At 53.4% G+C, this 23374-nt stretch carries 22 protein-coding genes; 9 read left to right on the forward strand and 13 right to left on the reverse strand.

What is annotated here, in order from left to right; genetic code table 11:
* Positions 1-198 precede the first annotated feature (198 nt).
* The gene (tehB, locus tag FN037_RS07495) at positions 199-795 is read left to right on the forward strand and encodes a tellurite resistance methyltransferase TehB (protein WP_138362213.1); all 597 of its coding nucleotides are present in this window, start codon (positions 199-201) and stop codon (positions 793-795) included.
* On the opposite strand, the gene pepT is transcribed toward tehB, so the two are convergent.
* Positions 792-2021: a peptidase T gene (gene pepT / locus FN037_RS07500; protein ID WP_142501896.1), complete on the reverse strand. Its 1230-nt coding sequence runs from the start codon at positions 2019-2021 to the stop codon at positions 792-794. The genes tehB and pepT overlap by 4 nt on opposite strands.
* 113 nt (positions 2022-2134) lie before the next feature.
* Between pepT and FN037_RS07505 the strand changes: the two genes are divergently transcribed.
* On the forward strand, positions 2135-3727 hold the full coding sequence (locus tag FN037_RS07505) for an ABC transporter substrate-binding protein (protein ID WP_142501897.1): 1593 nt from the start codon (positions 2135-2137) through the stop codon (positions 3725-3727).
* Positions 3728-3827: 100 nt separating this feature from the next.
* Here FN037_RS07505 and FN037_RS07510 read toward each other — a convergent pair whose 3' ends face one another.
* Positions 3828-4724, reverse strand: a complete 897-nt coding sequence (locus FN037_RS07510; RefSeq protein ID WP_142501898.1) for a DMT family transporter — start codon at positions 4722-4724, stop codon at positions 3828-3830.
* Between the two features lie 181 nt (positions 4725-4905).
* Here FN037_RS07510 and FN037_RS07515 point away from each other — a divergent pair, with 181 nt between their 5' ends.
* Positions 4906-5772, forward strand: coding sequence for a helix-turn-helix domain-containing protein (locus FN037_RS07515; RefSeq protein WP_142501899.1), 867 nt, complete (start codon positions 4906-4908; stop codon positions 5770-5772).
* Here FN037_RS07515 and FN037_RS07520 read toward each other — a convergent pair.
* The 4 genes from FN037_RS07520 to FN037_RS07535 all read right to left on the reverse strand — a co-directional run bounded on the left by FN037_RS07520 (position 5752) and on the right by FN037_RS07535 (position 9826).
* Positions 5752-6918, reverse strand: a complete 1167-nt coding sequence (locus tag FN037_RS07520) for a benzoate/H(+) symporter BenE family transporter (RefSeq protein ID WP_142501900.1) — start codon at positions 6916-6918, stop codon at positions 5752-5754. The genes FN037_RS07515 and FN037_RS07520 overlap by 21 nt on opposite strands.
* Positions 6919-7135: 217 nt before the next feature.
* Positions 7136-7564: a bifunctional diaminohydroxyphosphoribosylaminopyrimidine deaminase/5-amino-6-(5-phosphoribosylamino)uracil reductase RibD gene (locus tag FN037_RS07525; RefSeq protein ID WP_142501901.1), complete on the reverse strand. Its 429-nt coding sequence runs from the start codon at positions 7562-7564 to the stop codon at positions 7136-7138.
* A gap of 280 nt (positions 7565-7844) precedes the next feature.
* Positions 7845-8987 (reverse strand): phytanoyl-CoA dioxygenase family protein, encoded by a 1143-nt coding sequence (locus FN037_RS07530; protein ID WP_142501902.1) that lies wholly within the window; start codon positions 8985-8987, stop codon positions 7845-7847.
* A gap of 8 nt (positions 8988-8995) precedes the next feature.
* Positions 8996-9826 (reverse strand): SDR family oxidoreductase, encoded by an 831-nt coding sequence (locus FN037_RS07535; protein ID WP_142501903.1) that lies wholly within the window; start codon positions 9824-9826, stop codon positions 8996-8998.
* A 112-nt stretch (positions 9827-9938) separates the two neighbouring features.
* On the opposite strand from FN037_RS07535, the gene FN037_RS07540 reads away from it, so the two are divergent.
* From FN037_RS07540 to FN037_RS07550, 3 genes are all read left to right on the forward strand, one after another.
* Positions 9939-10952, forward strand: a complete 1014-nt coding sequence (locus tag FN037_RS07540; protein ID WP_142501904.1) for a LacI family DNA-binding transcriptional regulator — start codon at positions 9939-9941, stop codon at positions 10950-10952.
* 135 nt (positions 10953-11087) lie between these two features.
* Positions 11088-11648 (forward strand): helix-turn-helix domain-containing protein, encoded by a 561-nt coding sequence (locus FN037_RS07545; protein ID WP_142501905.1) that lies wholly within the window; start codon positions 11088-11090, stop codon positions 11646-11648.
* A gap of 207 nt (positions 11649-11855) precedes the next feature.
* Entirely contained in the window at positions 11856-13817 is a 1962-nt protein-coding gene (locus tag FN037_RS07550; protein ID WP_142501906.1) for a peptidase U32 family protein, read from the forward strand.
* A 13-nt stretch (positions 13818-13830) separates the two neighbouring features.
* Here the strand turns inward: FN037_RS07550 and FN037_RS07555 are convergent, their stop codons facing one another.
* The 5 genes from FN037_RS07555 to FN037_RS07575 all read right to left on the reverse strand — a co-directional run bounded on the left by FN037_RS07555 (position 13831) and on the right by FN037_RS07575 (position 17136).
* Positions 13831-14064 (reverse strand): DUF2554 family protein, encoded by a 234-nt coding sequence (locus tag FN037_RS07555; protein WP_138362222.1) that lies wholly within the window; start codon positions 14062-14064, stop codon positions 13831-13833.
* A 156-nt stretch (positions 14065-14220) separates the two neighbouring features.
* On the reverse strand, positions 14221-14505 hold the full coding sequence (locus FN037_RS07560) for a hypothetical protein (RefSeq protein WP_138362223.1): 285 nt from the start codon (positions 14503-14505) through the stop codon (positions 14221-14223).
* A 97-nt stretch (positions 14506-14602) separates the two neighbouring features.
* Entirely contained in the window at positions 14603-14728 is a 126-nt protein-coding gene (locus FN037_RS07565; RefSeq protein ID WP_138362224.1) for a DUF2474 domain-containing protein, read from the reverse strand.
* Positions 14728-15738 carry a cytochrome d ubiquinol oxidase subunit II gene (gene cydB / locus FN037_RS07570; protein WP_142501907.1) on the reverse strand — a complete coding sequence of 337 codons (1011 nt, stop codon included), beginning with the start codon at positions 15736-15738 and terminating at the stop codon, positions 14728-14730. The genes FN037_RS07565 and cydB overlap by 1 nt, the downstream gene beginning before the upstream one ends.
* Positions 15739-17136 (reverse strand): cytochrome ubiquinol oxidase subunit I, encoded by a 1398-nt coding sequence (locus FN037_RS07575; RefSeq protein WP_142501908.1) that lies wholly within the window; start codon positions 17134-17136, stop codon positions 15739-15741.
* Positions 17137-17298: 162 nt separating this feature from the next.
* On the opposite strand from FN037_RS07575, the gene FN037_RS07580 reads away from it, so the two are divergent.
* Entirely contained in the window at positions 17299-18711 is a 1413-nt protein-coding gene (locus tag FN037_RS07580; RefSeq protein WP_138362227.1) for a PLP-dependent aminotransferase family protein, read from the forward strand.
* 86 nt (positions 18712-18797) lie between these two features.
* Here FN037_RS07580 and FN037_RS07585 read toward each other — a convergent pair whose 3' ends face one another.
* A complete protein-coding gene (locus FN037_RS07585; protein ID WP_142501909.1) occupies positions 18798-20465 on the reverse strand; it encodes an OFA family MFS transporter in 1668 nt (555 codons plus the stop codon).
* 136 nt (positions 20466-20601) lie between these two features.
* Positions 20602-20769 (reverse strand): hypothetical protein, encoded by a 168-nt coding sequence (locus tag FN037_RS24355; RefSeq protein ID WP_171034913.1) that lies wholly within the window; start codon positions 20767-20769, stop codon positions 20602-20604.
* Positions 20770-21198: 429 nt separating this feature from the next.
* On the opposite strand from FN037_RS24355, the gene ydcS reads away from it, so the two are divergent.
* Together ydcS and FN037_RS07595 are read left to right on the forward strand one after the other, a co-directional pair.
* The gene (gene ydcS / locus FN037_RS07590; protein ID WP_142501910.1) at positions 21199-22344 is read left to right on the forward strand and encodes a putative ABC transporter substrate-binding protein YdcS; all 1146 of its coding nucleotides are present in this window, start codon (positions 21199-21201) and stop codon (positions 22342-22344) included.
* A 19-nt stretch (positions 22345-22363) separates the two neighbouring features.
* Entirely contained in the window at positions 22364-23374 is a 1011-nt protein-coding gene (locus FN037_RS07595) for an ABC transporter ATP-binding protein (RefSeq protein WP_142501911.1), read from the forward strand.

Genomic DNA, 23374 nt, shown 5'->3' on the forward strand with positions numbered 1-23374 from the left:
AACATAGCAAAAAACACCGTAGCGCGTTTTTTAAGGTTCTTTTAAAATGCAACTTAAGTTTAAAGCCAGAATCCGACGCGAGACGGGAGTGACCGCCAGGTTATTTGGCGCTGGTTCAGGGCGTGATTACGCTCACCGTTATGCCAGCGCCTTCTGCCCGCTGTGGGTTCATGTTGCACACAAAAATAAGGATTAATCATGACGCTTCGTGATGAAAATTACTTCACCGATAAATACGGGCTGACACGCACGCACTCAGAAGTGGTGTATGCCGCGACGCTGATTGCGCCAGGCAAGGCGCTGGATCTGGGCTGCGGTAACGGGCGCAATAGTCTGTATCTGGCGGCCAACGGTTTTGAGGTAACCGCGTGGGATAAAAACCCGGCGAGTATCGGGAATCTTGAAAGCATTCGTCAGGCGGAAGGACTGGAAAGGCTGGAAACGTCGATTAAGGACCTTAATACGCTGAGTTTTGACGGCCAGTATGACTTTATTCTCTCCACCGTGGTGATGATGTTCCTTGACGCGAAGACTATCCCTGGCCTTATTGCCAATATGCAGCGCTGCACCAGGCCTGGCGGCTATAACCTGATTGTAGCGGCGATGGATAGCGAGGATTATCCGTGTACCGTCGACTTTCCGTTCACTTTTAAACCGGAAGAACTGCGTCATTACTATGCGGACTGGGCACGACTCAAGTACAACGAAGACGTCGGTGAACTGCACCGCACCGACGCCAACGGCAACCGGATCAAACTGCGTTTCGCTACCATGCTGGCGCGCAAACCCGCTTAACGGGCCGCCAACAGGCAGAGCTGAAACGCGGTCTGATAAGAGGCTTCAAAGGCGCGCAGCGGCAAAAATTCAAATTTTGAGTGGAAATTGTGTGCGCCGGTAAAGAAGTTTGGCGTTAACACGCCCTTTGCCGAGAGTGCTGCGCCATCGGTGCCGCCGCGCATCGGCGTGGGTTTCGGCGTAATTCCCAGGCTTTCCATCGCCTCGAACATTAAATCAATGGCCCGCCGGTCCTCGCCGATTGCATTGCTGATATTGCTATAGGTATCGCTGACCTGAAATTCGACTTTACCGGTGGGATACTGCGCAGCGATTTTTTGCGCCACCTCGCCAATCTGTTGTTTACGGCGCTGAAAGCCTTCGAGGTCGAAATCGCGAATACTGGCCTGCAGCAAGGTGCTATTCTGGTCTCCCTTGACGCCGTTAAACCAGACGTAGCCTTCCCGACCGGCGGTATGTTCCGGCGTTTGCAGGCGATCAAAATGGCTTATGTAGTCAGTGGCCATCAGCAGCGGGTTGACCAGCACGCCTTTTGACGACATCGGGTGCGCCGTGACGCCGGTAAAGCGGATCTCTGCCGCCGCGGCATTAAAGTTTTCATAGACGATTTCACCCAGCTCGCAGCAGTCGATAGTCCAGGCAAAATCGACGGCAAAGCGCGAGAGATCCAGCGCTTTCGCGCCGCGCAGGCCAACTTCTTCATCCGGTACAAACGCGACGACGATATCGCCATGACGATGTTCCGCCGTCAGGTTTTCCAGTACCGTCATCACTACCGTCACCGCAGATTTGTTATCGGCGCCGAGCACGCTGGTGCCATCGCTAAAAATAATCTCTTCATCGCGATACGCGAGGATTTCCGGGTGTTCAGCCACCCGCAGCCAGATGTCTTTGTCAGCGTTCAGACAGAGATCGTCTCCTGTAAAACGCAGAATTTGTGGATGAATATCCGCTGACAGGCCGACGTCCACGGTATCGATATGGGTAATAAAGCCAATCCGCGGCGCGCCTGGAACGTTACCTCTTTTTACCGCTGTAACGGTCGCGTGTTCGTCAATTACGATCTCATCCAGCCCCAGTTGCCGCAACTCATCGGCAAGGGCCTGCGCCATTGCGTGCTGCCCGTCCGTGGTCGGGAGTGTGGTGGCGCGCGGATCGCTCTGACTGCTGATTGCCAGGTAGCGAAAGAAGCGTCGGGTTAATTGACTGGCTAACGCTGATGACATAGTGATTCCTTCTTTATTCGTGTTATTAGGTGTTTGCAATCATGCTTTAGTGTTATGTATGGAAGGGAAAACAACAAGCGATTCATTCGCTGACAAATTAAAAAGGAAAGCATATGCAACGCAAATTTATCAGGCTTGCTCTGGCATTCGCGGTTCTGACTGCCAGTTCTGCGGTTAGCGCAAAAACGCTGGTCTACTGTTCCGAAGGATCGCCGGAAAACTTTAACCCACAGCTCTACACCTCCGGGACCAGCGTAGACGCCAGCGCGGTGCCGGTTTATAACCGGCTGGTCGATTTTAAAGCCGGGACCACTGAATTGCAGCCAAGCCTGGCGGAAAGCTGGGAGGTCAGCGACGATGGCAAAGTCTATACTTTCCATTTGCGCAAAGGGGTGAAATTCCAGAGTAATAAATATTTTAAACCGACCCGTGATTTTAATGCTGATGATGTTATCTTCTCATTTATGCGGCAAAAAGATCCGCACAATCCCTATCATAATGTTTCCAATGGGAACTATTCTAATTTCGAAAGCCTCGAATTTGGGCAGCTTATTACCCATATTGATAAACCGGATGAATATACGGTGCGGTTTACTTTAGCGCATCCGGAAGCGCCGTTTGTGGCGGACCTGGCCTGGTATTTCGCCTCTATTTTATCGGCGGAATATGCGGATGCGATGCTCAAAGCCGGGACGCCGGAACGCGTGGATATGGATCCGATTGGTACCGGGCCTTTTAAACTCGCGCAATATCAAAAGGACTCCCGCATTCTTTTCACCGCGTTCCCGGAATACTGGCAGGGGAAAGCGCATATTGACCGTCTGATTTTCAGCATCACCCCGGATGCTTCAGTGCGCTATGCCAAACTGGAAAAAAATGAGTGTCAGGTGATGCCGTTCCCGAACCCGGCGGATTTGCCGCGAATGAAGGCGAATAAAGACATTAATCTGATGAGCAAAGCGGGCCTCAATACCGGTTTCCTGGCCTTCAATACCCAAAAAGCGCCGCTCGATAACGTTAAGGTCCGCCAGGCCTTAGCGATGGCCATTAATAAACCGGCCATTATCGACGCCATATTCCACGGTACGGGCACGGTGGCAAAAAATTTACTGCCCCCGGGAGTGTGGAGCGCGGACAGTACCCTGAAGGATTATGATTACGATCCGCAGAAGGCCAAAGCTTTGCTGCAGGAATCAGGCGTGACCGGCCCGATTACCATCGACCTGTGGGCGATGCCGGTGCAGCGGCCCTATAACCCAAATGCCAAACGTATGGCTGAGATGATACAGGCCGACTGGGCGAAAATTGGCGTGCAGACCAAAATCACCACCTATGAGTGGGGGGAATACCTGAAGCGGGTAAAAGATGGCGAGCATCAGGCGGCGCTGATGGGCTGGACCACCGCCACCGGCGATCCGGATAACTTCTTCGGTCCGTTATTTACCTGTCAGTCGGCAAACGGGGGATCTAACTCGGCAAAATGGTGCTATCAGCCATTTGATAAGATCATCGCTGAGGCAAAATCGATAACCGATCGCCAAAAACGTGAAGCGCTATATATTCAGGCCCAGCAGATGATGCACGACCAGATGCCGGCGGTGATGATTGCCCATTCGACGATTTTTGAACCGGTACGTAAAAACGTTTCCGGCTACGAAATCGATCCTTTTGGCAAACATATTTTTTACCAGGTGGATATCAAATAATATATTGATATCACAGGATTTGCAGGCCGGGTCAGGCGTTAGCCGCCACCCGGCAGCAATGCCGAACACTCTCTCTGGTATGTTATCCAGCGAAAGTGAATCAGGCGGGTTTACGCCGCAAATGCCACTGTTCAGGACGGGCGAACATCACCAGATTTCCGACCAGTATCAGCACCAGCCCAATCACGGCATTGTGATGCCAGACATATCCTTCATAAATTGTGGAAATCGACAGCGCTACCAGCGGGAACAGCAGGGTACTGTAAGCGGCTTTGCTCGCCCCGATTCTCCCCAGCAAGGTGAAGTAGGCGGCGAAAGCGATAACCGAACCGAACAACGCCAGATACAGCAGCGCGCCCATATAGCTCAGCGTCCACTGAGGCGAAAAATCATCGCCGCGCACCAGGGCAATCGCCCCCATCACCAGCGTACCATAGAGCATCGCCCAGCTATTGGTACTTAATGTGTCCAGGCCATGGCGCTGGTGGCGAATACTGAGCATATTTCCCAAAGAAAACCCGTAGGTTCCTGCCGCGCTCAGGGCGATACCCAACAGGATCGATGCATTGAGGCCGCTGGCCCATAAATCATCCCAGAATAGCGTGACGATCCCCGCGAGGCCCAGTGCGGCCGCCAGCCAGAAGCGACCCGGAGGCGGCTGGCGGAAAAAAAGAAAGCTGTTAATCGCGTTAAACAGCACCGCCATGGAAAAGATCACCGATTCCAGACCGGTATTGATATACGCGGCCGCGGTATAGAAGCACCAGAAATTGAAGCAAAACACGCAACAACCCTGCAGCAGGCAGAAAAAATGGTCGCGTCTGCTCAACGATCCCAGACGACGGGTGACCCGCAGAATGGTCAACATTGCGGCGCTGGCGACGGCAAAACGCCAGAAAATGGACACCGGCGCGGCAACCGGGCCCTGCTGTAAAAAAATCGCGATCCAGGTCGTCCCCCAGATGACGACAACTAAGCCATAGAGTAAAGCGTTCACAATGTCTCTCCTGTGAGTGTGGTCGCGACTATTTTGCGCTGGCGGAGAGAGGGGCGCTGTCATCGGCTTGTTGCCGACTTGCAAAATCTTGCGCATATTTTGCTTTACCGGCAGTGAATACTGGTATCTGTCGGCGGCTCTTCATAGACTGGATATCTGCGAAATCGACAATGTGAAGGCTATGGTTTACGAGACTTTCGAAACATTGCGGCGAAAGAATGCCGTACTGCGGGAGACGGTGAAGCTTAACTCAGGTATTCAGCTGGCAGCCTGGTATAACAATCTCGATACCATAACGGTACAAAGCGGTCATCACACGCTGAGTTTGTATATTGCCGATGGCTATGAAAGCTATCAAAAAACACCTCACGGCTGGAAAAACGGCGGCGGGCCGGATCGTTTCTGTCTGATGCCGAAAGGCGATGAGAGCACCTGGGATATTCGCGGCGATCTGTCGTTTGTGCATTTGTACTGTACCGATGAACATTTGCGTCGAATTGGTGAACAGATCTGGGACCGTAGCCCGGCATCGTTGACATTGCAGGTGAAAACCTTTGCCAGCGATGACAGGATCACTGCTGTTTATCGCCAGTTTCTCCTGAGTAACGACTGGCAACAGAAAGCGAACCAGCTCACGCTCAGTTCTGCCAGCACGTTGTTGCTGACGCACCTGATCCAGCATTACGCGAACGTCCAGTGGCGTTTACCGACGGTCACCGGCGGGCTGGCGCCCCACGTATTGCGTAATATTGTGGCGTTGATTGAAGAGAATCTGGACCAGCCGCTAACGCTGGCCTCCCTCGCCCAGGAAGCGGCGCTGAGCGAGTACCATTTCGCGCGCATGTTTCGTCAATCGATGAAAATGGCCCCACATCAGTACGTGATGCAGCGCCGGATGGTTAAAGCGCAGGCGCTGATTTGTCATAGCTCGTTGCCGTTAACCGATATCGCCATCGCCTGTGGTTTTAGTTCCGCCAGCCACTTTAGCAACCGGGTCAAGAGCGCCACGGGTCTGACGCCATCACAGCTACGCGCGGCGCAGCGTTGACAGCAGAGTATAGCTGACGCCGCCCAGCACCAGCCCCCAGAATGCGGAACCAATACCTGCCAGCGTGACGCCGCTGGCGGTGATCAGAAACGTGATTACTGCCGCATCACGCTCATTCTCATGATTCAGCGCCTGAAACAGACTGCCGCCAATGGTACTGAGGAGCGCCAGCCCGGCAAGCATCTGTATCCAGGCGATGGGTAACGCCGACATCAGAGCGGTGATCGAACCGCCGAAAATTCCCGCCAGAAGATAAAAAACGCCAGCCGCCGCAGCCGCAAGCCAGCGCTTTTGTGGTTCCGGGTGGGCTTCCGGGCTTTGGCAAATGGCGGCGGTAATTGCCGCGATACAGATGGAGTAGACGCCAAACGGCGACAGCAGCAGCGCCATCCCCCCGGTCGCAACGATTAACGGTGAGGCGGGAACGCGGTAGCCGGAGGCCTGAAGGGTGGCGAAGCCGGGAGCGTTTTGCGAAGCCATCGTGACAAGGAAAAAGGGCAAACCGACGCTGAGCAGCAGCGTCGGGGAAAAAACAGGGGCAATATACGCAGGCGCGACAAAATCAAAGTCTATTTGTGACGCCGTCACCTCTCCGTTTAATCCGGCAACCATGCCGCCGACCAGCAGGGCGGCCACTACGGCAAAGCGGGGAAACCAGGCTTTACACAGCAGCCATGCGGCTAACATACTGCCGCACAGCAGCAGATTGCTCTGCAGAGCGGCGAAAGCCTGCATACCGAAACGCAGCAGAATGCCTGCCAGCATAGCCGCCGCCAGCGAATGGGGAATGATTTTCATCAACCGCGCGAATATACCGGTGAGACCGCAAAGCACGATTAAGACGTTGGCAAAAATAAAGACACCTACCGCCTGTGCCAGGGTGACACCTTGCAGGCCGCTGACCAGTAGCGCAGCGCCTGGCGTTGACCAGGCGGTGAGAACAGGCGCCTTGCGCCATAACGTTAACGCCAGCGTGCTGACGCCCATCCCGAGACCTAACGCCGTCATCCAGCCGGCGATTTGCGTAGCATCCGCGCCCGCAGCGGCGGCGGCCTGCCAGATAATGGCGGCGGAACTGGCGTAGCCTACCAGTACGGCGACAAAGCCGGCGAGTAGCGTCGGGAAAGGAAGAGAGAAAGCGCGCATGATAACACCTTGTGCGTTATAACGGTCGTTGCACTTTAACATTGTACGTTATAGCGTACAATAAACTTATTAACGTCGCCTGATGGCACGAGGCTGACCGAAGAGGGAGGGTGCTATAAGCGAGATAGAGACTTTCATCCCCTGAAAATTACGCTATTAGGTGATCCAGAGTATACGCTTACGGGTCAGGAAGACATTTTTCCTACGCTGCCTAAGATTACTTGACTAAATAAGGTGACAGAAAATTTTCTACTTCTTGTCTTCCGAGCCCCAGGGTTAAGCTGATTCCTGCAGTTTTTAAAATTTTGAGTCCTTCTCCCCTGTTTCTAGGATGCGGGTCTTCCATAGCTACATAGATATGCCGCGGCTGCAATTCAGCAAGTGTTAAAGCACAAGATGGAGTTCTGCCTTGATACGAACAGGGTTCAAGCGTGACAAAAATTTCACATTCACCAATAGGAAACGCAAGTTTTGAAATAGCGTCAATCTCTGCGTGGTGATAGCCTGGAGATTGTGTGAAACCTTTGGAAACCACATTACCCTTATGGACGATCACGCATCCTACCGGTGGATTTGGTTTGCATTCGGGCAATGCCTGACGTGAGTATTCAAGCGCTAACAGCATGAAGTCCAGTTTTTCTCTCATCTTTTATTTTCTGCCTGAGTTTGCAGGTTATAGGTTTACGATTTTTAAGGCATATGGCATGAATGTCTATAATTAAAATGAACTACATAACAACTATCAGCCACTCCAACGTTGATTAATACGGATTGACATTAGAAACGTCCGTCCCTGGCACTTAACTGACCGCTGCGAATATCTACTCCGAGCGAACAGCAGACATTAAAGCAATAAAGCGACGCCTGGTTCCATCGGCATGACACCCTCCATGTCAGTGAGCTATGCCATGCTCACATACATATAGCTATGCTTTTCTCTTGTTCTCGTGATTTGCCAGTAGCCGGATAAACTCTTCAGGCGAACAACCCTGTTTTAATGCCGCAAGCAACAGATGCTGTTGAGTTTCTGGCACAAGTCCATTTAGCGGCGGATCGGTATCAAGATTCGTCGGGAAGGAATAGCCTTCACCGCTTGCTGCCACAATTGCCAGTAACTGCTCATCGCTCAATGGCTTACTTAGCAGAGTGGGGTAAATCGCCTCCATTACTTTGACGTGATTAACTTTTTCCATTGTTTTGCCAAAGGCGGATGAGACCTGCAGCAAATTAGCCGTGCGCACATGATCCTGTGTGACGTTATTTCCCGCGGCATGAAACAGCGCCGGATTGAAGAACAGCCCGTCGCCTTTTTTCAGTGGCAACTGAATGGCATGGTGCTGGAAAAATTCTATAAAACGCGAATCGCGCCAGGCCAGATATCCCGCTGCATATTGCTGCGACCACGGTAAAAGTTGCGTCGGCCCTGATTCTATCGGCATATCGCTGTGCGCGACCGCCCCCTGAAGCGTCAGGTATTGTGACAGAATCTGCAGCGGCAGCGGGAAGCAGGCGACGACCTCATTAGGCTGAAAACCAAGATGATAATCCCGATGCGGCTGTTGTGCTTTGCCGCCCGGACGGACCTGATTCACCTGAGCCGTAATTTCATAGCCGGGGCCGACCCACGCTTCGCAAATCAGTGCCAGCAAAGGATTACTGTAGTATTCGACGAAGACACTGGCATCACGCTCCGCGACTTTTTGCAGCGCATTCCAGATACGGCCATTGCTGCCAGCTTTGGCAAAATGGTCGCCGCCGCAGCCGTTTGCCGCTTCACTGGCGAGAATATCCTCAAACACTTTATTGCTGCTATCTATGGCGGAGACATCGCTGTATAAGCCCTGAACCACGAACACGCCTGGTCCGCCAGACAATGCATGATGCAGTTCACCCAGCAGGGTTTGACGATCTGTTTTGGCTGCTGCCATCAGATCATCATGATGATAGAACAGGACATTTTTATCGGCGGAACGCGCCAGCGGGAAGTCTTCTTTACGCAACCTTTGCGCGCATAGCGTTGCGAACTGATCGAGAGAAATATGGCTATCATCAATATAGAGAGTCTTCATTTTTTACCTCACAGAGTCAGAGCATGCGATGGCTGAAAGCCACCATTGTCCCCACAACCCACCACACTTTGATCAAAATCGATCACCGCACCGGTCATCATTCCCGACTCCCCGGACAGGAGAAACGCGACGCCACGCGCAACCTCCGCGGGCTTCAGCAGACGGCCAAAAGGTTGTGCCTGCTCAGCGCTACTCAGCCAGTTTTCCTCAGCACCATGATATTGCCGTTGAATGTCGTGCTCATGCGGCGTGTCCATCCAGCCAATGTTCAGGCCGTTTACCCTGATACGATTGCGCATGGCGCTGAAGGCCACGTTTTTGGTTAGCGTGACCAGTGCGCCTTTTGATGCAGCGTATGCGCTCAGAAAGCTCTGGCCGCCGTGGGAAGTCATGGTGATGATATTGACGATGCTGCCTTCTACGCCTCTGGCAATCATCAGTTTGATCGCCGCCTGCATCAGAAAAAAAGGCGCGCGAATGTTGACTGCCATAATTGCGTCAAATAATTCCGGAGAAGTGTCAAGGATGGTGCCGCGGTCGGACATACCTGCACAGTTCACCAGTCCGTGCAGTGTGCCAAACGCCGATTCTGCTGCGTCAACCACTTTTCCGCAGGCTTCTGGCGAACTGATATCCGCTTCAACAAATATCACTTCACACCCGGTGTGGCTGAGGGTTTTGGCCTGTTCGCGGCCGGCTTTTGCGTTACGCCCGCAAATCACAATACCCCGCGCCCCACGCTTTACCAGCAGATGGGCAACAGCTGCGCCTAATCCCTGGGTTCCGCCGGTAACGACGAACACTTTATTGTTAAAACTACCGCTTTCACTGAGATTCATATGTTGTCCTTTCTTATTGAGTAGAGTCAGGTTTATCCGCTTGCTTACTCTGACCTTAGCAATTACATTCGATTAACAATACGTCTACATAACCTCAAAAAGACCTCAATTTATGGCAAGGTCATTCTCCATTAAACAAATCGCGGCTCAGTCTGGCGTCAGTAAAGCCACGGTAGACAGAGCGTTGCACCAGCGCGGCAGTGTGAGTCCGCGTACTGCTCGTCGCGTTGCTCAGGCCATCCGCGATTTGGAATTACAACAGCGCGTCAGCCTTGCAAGCGGCCGCACGTTGCCGATCGACCTGGTAATGCATGCGCCGGAACGCTTCAGCTCATTAACGGTGGCGGCGCTGCTCGGCCAAATTAAAAACTTTGCGCCTTTCCGGCTGACGCTACGCTGCCACATTTTTGAAGAGGTCACGCCTGAGGAGTTGCAACACGAGCTGCGTCGCTGCGGCAATGACAGTTACGGCGTATTGTTAAAAGCCAGCGACAATCCGTTGCTTGAGGGCACTATTGCGGAACTGGCGGCGCTCAAGGTGCCGGTGGTCACGCTGGTCACTGACCTGCCGTACAGCAGGCGTATCCGCTATGTGGGTATGGACAATGCCGGGGCGGGGCGAACAGCTGCATGGCTCCTGTCGCGGTGGCTTCAGAAGGAGGAGCAGACGGTCGCGGTCGTGATCAGCAGTACTGATTTTCGCGGAGAAGAACAGCGTATGGCAGGCTTCGTTGAGGCGCTAAATCAACGGACTCCGTATTTGAAAACCATCGCAGTTAGTGAAGGATATGGTATAGATTCACTGACTTTTACGCAGATGTGCAAGGCGCTGGAACAGGACCATTCAATCCGGTCTGTTTACAGCGTGGGCGGGGGAAATAGCGCGATTTTGCAGGCTTTTTCAGCGATGAAACGAGACATAAACGTCTTTATTGGCCACGATCTGGATGAGGAGAACCGTAGGCTGCTGGCGGCTGAAAAATTGGATGCGGTGATCGATCATGACCTGAATGAAGACGCGCGTTTAGCGTTTAGCTCAATCCTGCGTTTCCATGGCTTTTTGCCGGAAACAACGGATGAAATAGCGTTATCACGCGCAATTGTTGTAACGCCTTATAATATCTAAAATATTTTATGTATAGATGCCCGCTCCTGCGCTATTGCGTCAGGCTGACACGGTGCGCAATCGCGTTTAACGCTAAACGTTCTGTGGAATCCATTGAATATGCGTATAATTCCTTCAGATATAACGGGAGGTGGAATGAATATTGCGCAACATCTGTCGACAACGTTAAAAACACTACGTCAACAGCGTGGCTGGAGCCTGTCGCGACTGGCGGAAGAAACCAGCGTATCGAAAGCGATGCTTGGCCAGATTGAACGTAACGAATCCAGCCCGACGGTTGCCACGCTGTGGAAAATCGCCACCGGCCTCAACGTGCCGTTTTCTGCCTTTATCGTTGCCGATAACGCCGCCGGGCCGACGGTGTTTGATCCCCAGCAGCAGGCCATGGTGGTGACGCCCATTTTTCCCTGGGATCCGGTGCTGCGATTCGATCATTTATCCGTTACGCTGGCTCCCGGCGCGCTGAGCGAATCCGCACCCCATGAGAAAGGCGTTATCGAGCATGTGGTGGTGATTAGCGGTGAACTGGAACTCTGTTTGCAGGGGGAATGGCAGTCGCTACGGCCCGGCGAAGGGCGACGTTTCGCCGGTGATGTCGCCCATGCCTATCGCAATAACGGCGTGCAGACAGCCCATTTCCATTCGCTGATTCATTATCCGAAAGAAAACAAAAGCCGCGGCCAGGCAAATGACTAAGACAATAATCACACCATGACGTGGAAAATCCGCAATACGTGATAACGGTATCCGCGGACATTTTTCCAGAGAAACACATTTTTCTTCAATGCGTTGCTGAAAAGTAAAAATTCCCGCTGCGGCGGTAGCGGAAAACATTTTGGTCTGCGTGGCGTTCTGACTACAATAGCCGCCATTTCGCCCCCTATAATGGATAATGACGAACGTATGCGCCTGCAAAACCATCATCTTGAACTACTGAGTCCTGCCCGCGATGCCGGGATTGCCCGTGAAGCGATTTTGCACGGCGCGGACGCGGTCTATATCGGCGGACCGGGATTTGGCGCGCGCCACAATGCCAGCAACAGCCTGAGCGATATCGCAAATCTGGTACCGTTTGCCCATCGCTACGGCGCCAAAGTGTTTGTGACCCTGAATACCATTCTGCATGATGATGAACTGGAACCCGCCCGGCGCCTGATTACTGACCTGTATGAAACCGGCGTGGATGCGCTGATTGTCCAGGATATGGGGGTCATGGAGCTGGACATTCCGCCAATTGAGCTGCATGCCAGCACCCAGTGCGACATTCGCAGCGTTGAGAAAGCAAAATTCCTCTCCGATGTCGGTTTCAGCCAGATCGTTCTGGCGCGTGAGCTGAATCTGCAGCAGATCAAAGCGATTTACGATAACACCGATGCGACCATTGAATTCTTTATTCATGGCGCTTTATGCGTGGCCTATTCCGGGCAGTGCAATATTTCTCACGCGCAGACCGGCCGCAGCGCCAATCGCGGCGACTGCTCCCAGGCTTGTCGTCTCCCTTATACCCTGAAAGACGAACAGGGGCGCGTGGTGGCCTACGAAAAACACCTGCTGTCGATGAAAGATAACGATCAGACCGCCAACCTGGCCGCGCTGATTGATGCGGGCGTACGCTCGTTTAAGATCGAAGGCCGGTATAAGGATATGAGCTACGTGAAGAATATCACCGCGCATTATCGCCAGATGCTCGACGCGATCATCGACGATCGCGGCGACCTTGCCCGTTCCTCTGCGGGCCGGACCGAACATTTCTTTGTCCCATCCACGGATAAAACTTTTCATCGCGGCAGCACCGACTATTTTGTTCATGCGCGCAAGGGCGACATTGGCGCGTTTGACTCGCCGAAGTTTATTGGCCTGCCGGTGGGGGAGGTTCTGAAAGTCGGCAAAGATTTTCTTGATGTTGAAGTGAGCGAAGCGCTGGCCAACGGTGACGGGCTTAACGTAATGATTAAACGTGAAATTGTCGGCTTTCGCGCCAACACGGTAGAAAAAACCGGCGAAAACCGTTATCGCGTCTGGCCAAACGAAATGCCTGCCGATTTATATAAAGCGCGACCGCATCAGCCGTTAAACCGTAACCTCGATCATAACTGGCAGCAGGCGCTGTTGAAAACGTCCAGCGAGCGTCGAATCGCAGTAGATATCGAACTAAGCGGATGGCAGGAACAACTGGTTCTGACCATGACCAGCGAAGAGGGGGTGAGCGTTACGCATACTCTGGACGGTGAGTTTGTCGAGGCGACCCAGGCGGAGAAAGCGAGGGCCAGCTTACGTGACGGCGTGGCCAGGTTAGGCCAGACAATTTACTACGCGCGTGATGTACAGATTACGCTCCCGGCGCTGTTCGTACCCAATAGCCTGTTAAACCAGTTGCGCCGTGAAACGGCTGAAATACTGGACGATGCGCGTCTCAGGGCAGTAGTGCGCGGCCGCCGTAAACCGGTTTGCGTACCGCCGCCTGTTTATCCGGAAACCCATCTGTCGTTTCTGGCGAACGTTTATAACCATAAGGCGCGCGAGTTTTATCAGCGTTACGGCGTGCAGTTAATTGATGCCGCCTATGAAGCACATGAAGAGAAGGGAGACGTGCCGGTAATGATCACTAAGCACTGCCTGCGCTTTGCCTTTAATCTGTGCCCAAAACAGGCGAAAGGCTCTATTAAGAGCTGGAAAGCCACGCCAATGCAGCTGATTCATGGCGATGAAGTGCTCACGCTGAAATTTGATTGCCGTCCTTGCGAAATGCATGTGATCGGCAAGATAAAAAACCATATCCTGAAAATGCCGCTGCCTGGCAGTATCGTGGCTTCTGTCAGTCCGGATGATCTGTTGAAAACGCTGCCGAAACGTAAGGGCATCTGAGCGCCGAGAGTTGCTACCGGTCGTCATGCATTTTGGGTTTCCGTGCATTCTGCCAGTGATGATGTTCGCGCAGGTCGGATGCGGCTTCCTCGCTCCGACTGCGCAGTTCATCGCTGTCTGCTTCATGTCGCAATTGTTGTTCGAGACTTTGAATCGGGAAGAAATCGTGCCCTTGTTTGCGGGCCAGCACGTGCCCGGAAAACAGCGCACACATTAGCAGTAACGTCGCGATGTATCTCTTAAACATACTTTTTTCCGTTCTGTCGCTAACTGTGGCTCACTATGCCAGGGATTTGTTGAGCTTATTTCTGCGGTTATCAAAGAAGGGAAAATCCTTTGTCAGCGTCGCCTGACAGAGGGCGAAAAAAAGCCCGACAGGTTCGCTATCGGGCGGAGGGGCAATTTAGTTTTTCGGCGGTAACGGCTTATTGTTCTGCTTACCGTCTTTATGCTCACCTTTTGGCGGCTGTTTGCCATCCTTGCGCACACCTTTCGGCTGGTGTTTACCGTCATGCTTCTTGCCTTTCGCCGCTTGCCTGCCGTCGTGCTGATGCGCTTTCTGCTGGCGATCGTTATTGTGCTGCGTCGCGGAAGTTTTTTCTGGCGGCGGGGGCGGGTTATCTGCTGCAAAAACGAACGACGACAGCCCAAGCGTCATCACTGCGGATAACAAAAAAATCTTTTTCATCACGACATCCTTTATTTTTATGTGCTTAGCGATTTCAGCAAATAAAAATGGAGACAAGATGGAGATACGGCAATCAGTTTCATTGCCGCAGGGTGTCTTAGGCCTTTAGTCCTGCCGCGGTCATTAATAGCCTGAATCCCAGACTTATTGCCGCCAGCGCGAGTACGCTGGCTCCCCACAGGGCGAGCATCCATAATATTCTCTTGAGCCATAATTGTTGCATCAGTGGTATCCCTCTTCATGTTGAACTTTGCCGCGAAATACGTAGTAACTCCAGAAGGTGTAGCCGAGGATTACCGGCAAAATAAGCAACGCGCCGACCAGCATAAAACCCTGACTTTGCGGGGGCGCGGCAGCCTGCCAGAGAGTAATGCCCGGTGGAATAATATGCGGCCATATACTGATGCCCAGACCGCCAAAACCGAGAAAGATCAGTCCCAGCGTGAGGACAAAAGGCAGCAGGTGGCTGGTGCTGTTATGCAGCGTGCGCCATAACCAGGCGCTTAGGGACGCGACCAGCAACGGTACCGGTAGCAGGAAGAAGATGTCAGGCAAACTGAACCAGCGTTCGGCAATGGCCGGTTGGGTTAACGGAGTCCAGATGCTGATGCCGGCAATAACGATCAGCAGAGCCAGCAGCAAACCGCGTGCGATGACTCGCATATTTCTGTGTAGCGAATTTTCGCTTTTCATCACCAGCCAACTGGCGCCCAGCAGTGCATAGGCAATACACAACCCCAAACCGCAGAACAGAGTAAACGGCGTGAGCCAGTCAAACATTTCGCCGCTAAAATGGCGGTCGCTTACCGCGAAGCCGTTGATTACCGCGCCAACCACCATTCCCTGGGTGAACGTCGCGAGAATCGAGCCCCCCATAAAGGCGATATCCCAAAACGGGCGGTGTGATGGGGTAGCGTTAAAACGAAATTCAAAAGCGACGCCGCGAAAAATAAGGCCGATCAGCATCAGAGTGAGTGGGATCGTGAGGGCATCAATAATCACCGCGTAGGCCAACGGAAACGCGCCAAACAGGCCAGCACCGCCAAGCACCAGCCAGGTTTCGTTGCCGTCCCAGACCGGGGCGACGCTATTCACCATGACGTCACGATCGGCGACATCCCGCGTGACGCTGAATAACATGCCAATGCCCAGATCGAAGCCATCCATCACGATATACATCAGGATGGCGAAAACGATAATGACAAACCAAATGACGGATAAGTCGATACCCATTTAACGAGACTCCTTAGATTTAAAATCGTCCATTGCGGCAGAGAGTGGGCGTGCTGGCGTGCCTGAGGTCGCTGGCTGCGCTTCCTGTGGTCCTTTACGAATCAGACGTAGCATGTAGCTATAGCCGATACCGAATACCGCGCTATAGACCACAATAAAGGTCAACAGACTGATCGACATATGCAGGGTACCGTGCGCGGAAACGGCATCAGCGGTACGCAGTACGCCGTAAACGACCCAGGGCTGACGACCCACTTCTGTCGTGACCCAGCCCGCAAGGATGGCAATCAGCCCCGAGGGGCCCATCCACAGCGCAAAGCGTAAAAAGGGGCGGCAATGATACAGTCGACCGCGATAACGCAGCCACAGGCCCAGCGCGCCGAGCAGGAGCATCAGCATGCCGAGCCCGGCCATCAGGCGGAAAGACCAGAAAACGATGGTGGAATCAGGACGATCTTGCGGGGCGAACGCCTTCAGCGCGGGAACCTGTTTATCCAGACTATGGGTGAGAATCAGGCTACCGAGGGCAGGAATTTCCAGACCATAGCGAGTACGTTCCCGTTGCATATCCGGCCAGCCGAATAGCAGCAGCGGGGTGGGTTCTCCGGGGATATTCTCCCAGTGGCCTTCAATGGCGGCGATCTTGGCGGGCTGGTACTTGAGCGTATTCAGCCCGTGCATATCGCCGATCGTTGCCTGAATAGGGGCGACAATCAGCGTCATCCATAGCGCCATGGAGAACATCGCGCGAACGGCGGGGGTATTGTTGCCGCGCAACAGGTGCCATGCCGCTGAGGCGCCGACGAATAGCGCGCTGCTGAGAAAGGCCGCCAGCGACATATGCAGCAGACGGTAAGGGAACGATGGATTAAAAATAACCGCGAACCAGTCCACCGGCACCACCTGGCCGTTGACGATCTCAAACCCCTGCGGCGTTTGCATCCAGCTATTGGAGGCGAGGATCCAGAACGTGGAGATAATCGTCCCCAGCGCCACCATACAGGTGGCAAAGAAGTGAAGGCCGGGGCCGACACGATTCCAGCCAAACAACATCACCCCGAGGAATCCGGCTTCAAGGAAGAAGGCGCTCAGGACTTCATAGGTCAGCAGAGGGCCGGTAATGCTCCCGGCGAACCCGGAGAATCTGCTCCAGTTTGTTCCGAACTGCCAGGCCATCACCAGTCCGGAAACCACGCCCATACCAAAGTTGACGGCGAAGATTTTCGACCAGAAGTGGTAAAGCGAGCGCCAGGTCGGATTTTGGGTTTTTAACCATAAGCCTTCCAGCACGGCCAGGTAGCTGGCTAACCCGATGGTGATGGCGGGGAAGATAATATGAAATGACACGGTGAAGGCGAACTGGATCCGCGCCAGGTGGAATGCATCGAGATCGAACATGCAGAACTCCGCAATAAAATTGATTCAGCGCAATTCTAAGCCGGGTTATAAATGCGTTGCAGGAACAGAAAAGGGTTTTTTTCCTATAACAGTTTTTATAACCGACTATTATTTTTCATCTGATATATTATTGTTCCTGAGAATGGCGAAGCGGAATGCGTAATGAAAAAGTATCAGCAGTTGGCGCAGCAGATTAGCGAACAGATTACGCTTGGGGTGTGGCTACCCGGGGATCGGCTACCCTCACTGCGTGAACAAGTGGTAAGCAGCGGGATGAGCTTTATGACCGTCAGCCACGCCTATCAACTGCTGGAAAGTCAGGGACGGGTTATCGCGCGTCCACAGTCGGGCTATTATGTCGCGCCGCAACCGAGCAAACAGCGCCAGGCTGAGCCGCCCGCGCAGGTGACCCGCGATGAATCGGTTGACATTAATACCTACATTTTTGAGGTGCTGCAGGCCAGCCGTCAGGCGTCGATGCTGCCGTTTGCCTCCGCTTTCCCCGATCCGCGTCTGTTTCCCTTACCGCAACTCAACCGCTCGCTGGCGCAGGTGAGCAAAACCGCGACGGCCATGAGCGTGATTGAAAACCTGCCGCCGGGCAGCGATAAATTGCGGCATGCGATTGCCCGACGCTATGCGCTTCAGGGGATGAATATCTCCCCGGACGATATCGTTATTACCGCCGGAGCGCTGGAAGCGCTCAACCTTAGCCTGCAGGCGGTCACTGAACCCGGCGACTGGGTCGTGGTGGAAAATCCCTGCTTCTACGGGGCGCTACAGGCGCTGGAAAGGCTGCGTCTCAAGGCCTTGTCGGTGGCGACGGATGTCAGAGAGGGGATCGACCTTGCCGCGCTGGAACAGGCGTTACAGAACTACCCGGTCAAAGCCTGCTGGCTGATGACCAACGGGCAAAATCCGCTCGGCTTTACCCTTAGCGCAGAGAAAAAATCCCGGCTGGTGGCGCTGCTGGCACGCTACAACGTGATGCTGATTGAAGATGATGTCTATAGCGAGCTCTATTTTGGCCGCGAAAAACCGTTACCAGCGAAGTTCTGGGATCGCGATGACATGACGCTACACTGTAGCTCTTTCTCCAAGTGTCTGGTGCCAGGGTTTCGCATCGGCTGGGTGGCGGCGGGCAGGCACGCCCGGCGAATCCAGCAGCTACAGTTGATGAGCACGCTTTCCACCAGTTCGCCAATGCAACTGGCGCTGGTGGACTATCTTGCCACCAAGCGTTACGACGCGCATTTGCGGCGTTTACGTCGTCAGCTCGCCGAACGCAAACAGCAGGCCTGGCAGGCATTGTTGCGTCATCTCCCTGCGGAGGTGAAAATTCATCATAGCGATAGCGGCTATTTCCTCTGGCTTGAGCTCCCGGCTGGCGTCGATGCTGGAGAACTTAGCGCCCGCGCACTGACTCATAACATCAGCATCGCGCCGGGTAAAATGTTTTCCACCACCGCAAGCTGGACCTCATTTTTCCGCTTTAATACCGCATGGGGCTGGGGTGAAAGAGAAGAGCAGGGAGTGAAACGATTGGGTGAATTGATCCGCGAGATGCTGGTGTAGCGTTGTCTTTTCCCGGACGTTTATCTGACGATAAACATAAAAATGGCGCTGTATCCGCAACAGAGCCATTTTCGTTAAAAACGCCTCTAATGGAACAATGCGGCCGTCTGTTGCAGCGTGACCCATACCCCCCATAGCAACGGTACGCCAACAATCAGCCATGCCAACGCTACAACAGGCTTACTGCCAGGAGACGCATTCCATTCGAGTACAGCATTGGGATTCACGTTATACATTGAGCGAGCAGCCGCCAGCTCTGCCTCTGTCATATAGTATTTATCTGCGACCGGGCGAATCATCAGGTTACACAATAGTCCCAGCCCCAGCATCGCGGCCAGAATATAGAGAGTTATGTTGTATACATCAGCCTGAGGTACACCGGCGTTTAGCTGATATTCGCGCAGGTAGTTCACCAGCACGGGCCCCAGTACACCCGCTGCGGCCCAGGCGGTTAACAGCCGGCCATGAATTGCGCCCACCATTTGCGTCCCGAACAGGTCGGCCAGATAGGCGGGGATCGTGGCGAAACCGCCGCCGTACATTGAGATGATGATGCAGAATGCAATCACAAACAGTACCACATTACCCATTTGCCCCAGCCAGGGGACGGAGGCGTACAGCGCAATACCGATGGAGAAGAACAGGGCAAAAGTCGTTTTGCGCCCAAACCAGTCAGAGCAGGACGCCCAGAAAAAACGACCGCCAATATTGAACAGGCTCAACAAACCGGTAAAGCCTGCGGCAATAGCGGCGATACTGGTCAGCTGCGAAGCATTAAGTTGATTGTAGGTGAGCGTATTGCCCAGCAGTTTGCCGGCAAAGACTTCCTGCAGCAGCGGCGAAGCCATGCCGATAATACCGATACCAGCGGAAACATTCAGGCAGAGTACGGCCCAGCACAGCCAGAACTGCGGTGTTTTACAGGCCACGCTGACGTGCACATGCCGTTCTGTTATTTTCATCTTGTTAGCCTTAGGTTCCGGAGGCGTCCAGCCAGCCGGTTTCCAGCCAATTGGCGGAATACGGTAAGCAATAGCGCCTGAAACCATAAAGAGGGTGTAGATAACCGACATGACCAGGAAGCTCTGCCACACCCCTAAACCATCCGCGCTGGCAAAATAGGTCATCAGCTTATTCGCCAGAGGCGCGCCAACCATCGCCCCCCCGCCAAACCCCATAATTGCCATGCCTGTTGCCATACCACGCTTGTCGGGGAACCAGCGAATCAGGGTTGAAACAGGCGAAATATATCCCAGTCCCAGACCTATCCCGCCGATAACGCCAGAGCCGAGCCATAGCATCCATATCTGATGCAGATAGACGCCAACGGTTGAGATGAGCAGGCCACCGCACCAGCATAGCGTGGATACCAATCCAACTTTGCGTGGCCCGGCCTTCTCCAGCCAGGTGCCCCAGATTGCGGCAGAACAACCAAGAAAAATAAAAAACAACGTATATGTCCAGCCGAGCATAGAGATTTTCCAGTCACAGGTGGTTGAAATCACCTGCTGAAAAAAACGCATGTTTGCTGGACAGGTTACAGGTGCCGTAATACCAATTGCTTTTGAAAGCGGTAACCAGAAAACAGAGAAGCCATAGGCCATACCAATACATAAATGGATAGCTAATGCTGCAGGCGGGACAAGCCAGCGGTTAAATCCCGGCCTGGCGATAATACGTGCTTTTGAAAAAAATGGCGGCGGTGCGTTATTAGCTGGTGTCGGTGGTGCGACATCCAGAGTGTCATTATTCATATATCCTCCATTCTGTCTGGGCCTTAAACTGCTATTTGAAGGCATCTATGCTCGTCTTGCAGGTCTTTATTAACAGACCTTTCTTTTAAAGCATTTTCCATACCAAAACTAATAGGGGTTATATCGACGATCTATTTCAGTCTGTCGGCGAATGGATTGCGGCATAACTCGCCTCATCCATAAGAACCGCCAGCAGGCTGCTGTATTGCGGGGTGGAAATCCGTGTCTGGCGTACTTTTTGCGTTATCTGCCCCCCCGGTTTTGCCGCTTCGCAACGAGGCCAGTACGATTCAAAACGGTTCATCTTTTTTCTGCTCATTCGAATGATTTTGGGGGTAAATATGACCGTTTAATTTTATGATAGAAGCTTATTGATAATCGCCAATATAGTAATTTCCCTGATGTTTAATCATATTGGGCAATTAATGGTGAATGTGTTTTTTACTAAATTGACATAAAGGACTATCAAAGTGATATCAATATATCGGCTATCATTTTTGATATTATTGCTCCGCCATTAGTCATAGGAAATATGCATAGTCGTTTTCTCCGGCTAACTCCTTGTCTATAATCCATAAAGTTATCCAGAGTATCTCGTTTTTTGCGTAATGCGCCCCTTGTCACAACCTGAATAAATTTCTCCTGGGGCCATAACGTGCCGTCTACTGTTATTAAGGGAGATATTTTTACGGCACGGCTGCCGCTAATTTTCTTGTGACAGGAGTAAGACCCGATGAGCAAAAAAATTGCCCGTGGTAGCCTTTGTGTGCTGGGTATGGCTTTTCTGACGGCGCAGGCCGCGGAGCCGCCGGTGTCTCTCGATAAAGGCGAAGGCCGTCTCGATATTATCGCCTGGCCGGGATATATCGAACGGGGACAGACGGATAAAAGCTACGACTGGGTCACCCAGTTTGAAAAAGAGTCCGGCTGCCAGGTAAATGTTAAAACCGCCGCAACGTCTGACGAAATGGTCAGCCTGATGGCTAAAGGCGGCTACGATCTGGTGACCGCATCCGGCGATGCGTCTCTGCGCCTGATTATGGGTAAGCGCGTGCAGCCGATTAACACCGCGCTGATCGCCAACTGGAAGACCCTCGATCCGCGTGTCGCAAACGGCGCATGGTTTAACGTCGGCGGTAAGGTTTACGGCACGCCGTATCAATGGGGGCCTAACCTGCTGATGTATAACAGCAAAACGTTCCCGACCCCGCCCGATAGCTGGAGCGTGGTCTTTGTGAAACAAACGCTGCCGGACGGCAAAACCAATCAGGGCCGCGTGCAGGCCTATGACGGGCCGATTTATATTGCCGACGCCGCGCTGTTTGTCAAAGCCACGCAGCCGCAACTGGGCATCACCGATCCCTACCAGCTTACCGAGACGCAGTACCAGGCGGTACTGAAAGTGCTGCGCGCTCAGCACCCGCTGATTCATCGCTATTGGCACGATACCACCGTACAGATGAGCGATTTTAAAAACGAAGGCGTGGTGGCATCCGGCGCCTGGCCGTATCAGGCCAACGCCCTGAAAGCAGAAGGTCAACCGATCGCCACCGTCTTCCCGAAAGAAGGGGTAACCGGCTGGGCGGACACCACCATGCTGCATAGCGACGCCAAACATCCGGTGTGCGCCTATAAATGGATGAACTGGTCGCTGACGCCGAAAGTTCAGGGCGACGTCGCCGCCTGGTTTGGTTCGCTGCCGGTGGTCCCGCAGGGCTGTAAAGCCAGCACGTTGCTGGGCGATAAAGGCTGCGAGACCAATGGCTACAATGCGTTCTCGAAAATTGCGTTCTGGAAAACGCCGGTGTCTGAAGGCGGGAAATTTGTTCCCTACAGCCGCTGGACTCAGGATTACATCGCGATTATGGGCGGTCGTTGAGCAGCCAGGGGCGAAGAGAATGCACGCGGTTGAATTTGATAACGTTTCGCGGCAATACGGCGATGTGCGGGCCGTGGATGGCGTCAGTATCGCCATTCGCGACGGTGAATTTTTCTCGATGCTGGGGCCGTCAGGCTCCGGCAAAACGACCTGTCTGCGTCTGATTGCCGGGTTTGAGCAACTTTCCGGTGGGACGATTTGTATCTTTGGTCAATCGGCCAGCGAACTGTCCCCCTGGCAGCGCGATGTGAATACCGTTTTTCAGGATTACGCGCTGTTTCCGCATATGTCGGTGCTTGATAACGTCGCCTATGGGCTGATGGTCAAAGGAATCGGTAAAAAAGAACGCCATGCCCGCGCTCATGGAGCGCTGGAGAAGGTCGCGCTCGGTTTTGTCCACGCGCGCAAACCCGCGCACCTTTCCGGCGGTCAGCGTCAGCGGGTCGCGATAGCCAGGGCACTGGTCAATCAGCCGCGCGTTTTGTTGCTGGATGAACCGCTGGGTGCGCTGGATTTAAAACTGCGCGAGCAGATGCAGGTTGAACTGAAAAAACTGCAACAGGATCTGGGGATCACCTTTATTTTTGTTACCCACGATCAGGGCGAGGCGCTCTCGATGTCCGATCGCGTCGCGGTGTTTAATCATGGACGCATTGAACAGGTTGATGCGCCTCAGACACTCTACCTGCGGCCTAAAACGGCGTTCGTTGCCGGATTTGTCGGCACCGCCAATGTCTTTAACCCTGCGTTTTCACAAAAATTGTGCGCGATGCCGGGGATGTGGTCGCTGCGCCCGGAACACATTCGTTTGAATGTTGCCGGAGAGGTTCAGATTGAGGGGGTGGTGCAGGCGGTACAATATCAGGGCGCTGCGACACGCGTCGAACTGAAACTGCCGGGAGGCGAAAAGCTGCTGGTGAGTCAGGCGAATAGTGATGGCGGCTCGGCGTTGAACGCGCCGCCGGTAGGGCAAACGGTGCTGGCCTCATGGTCGCGGGAATCAATGGTGCCGTTAGAGAGTGGAGACTGA

Source organism: Klebsiella sp. 2680 (assembly GCF_900198535.1).
In the GTDB taxonomy this organism is placed as follows: Bacteria; Pseudomonadota; Gammaproteobacteria; order Enterobacterales; family Enterobacteriaceae; genus Klebsiella; species Klebsiella indica.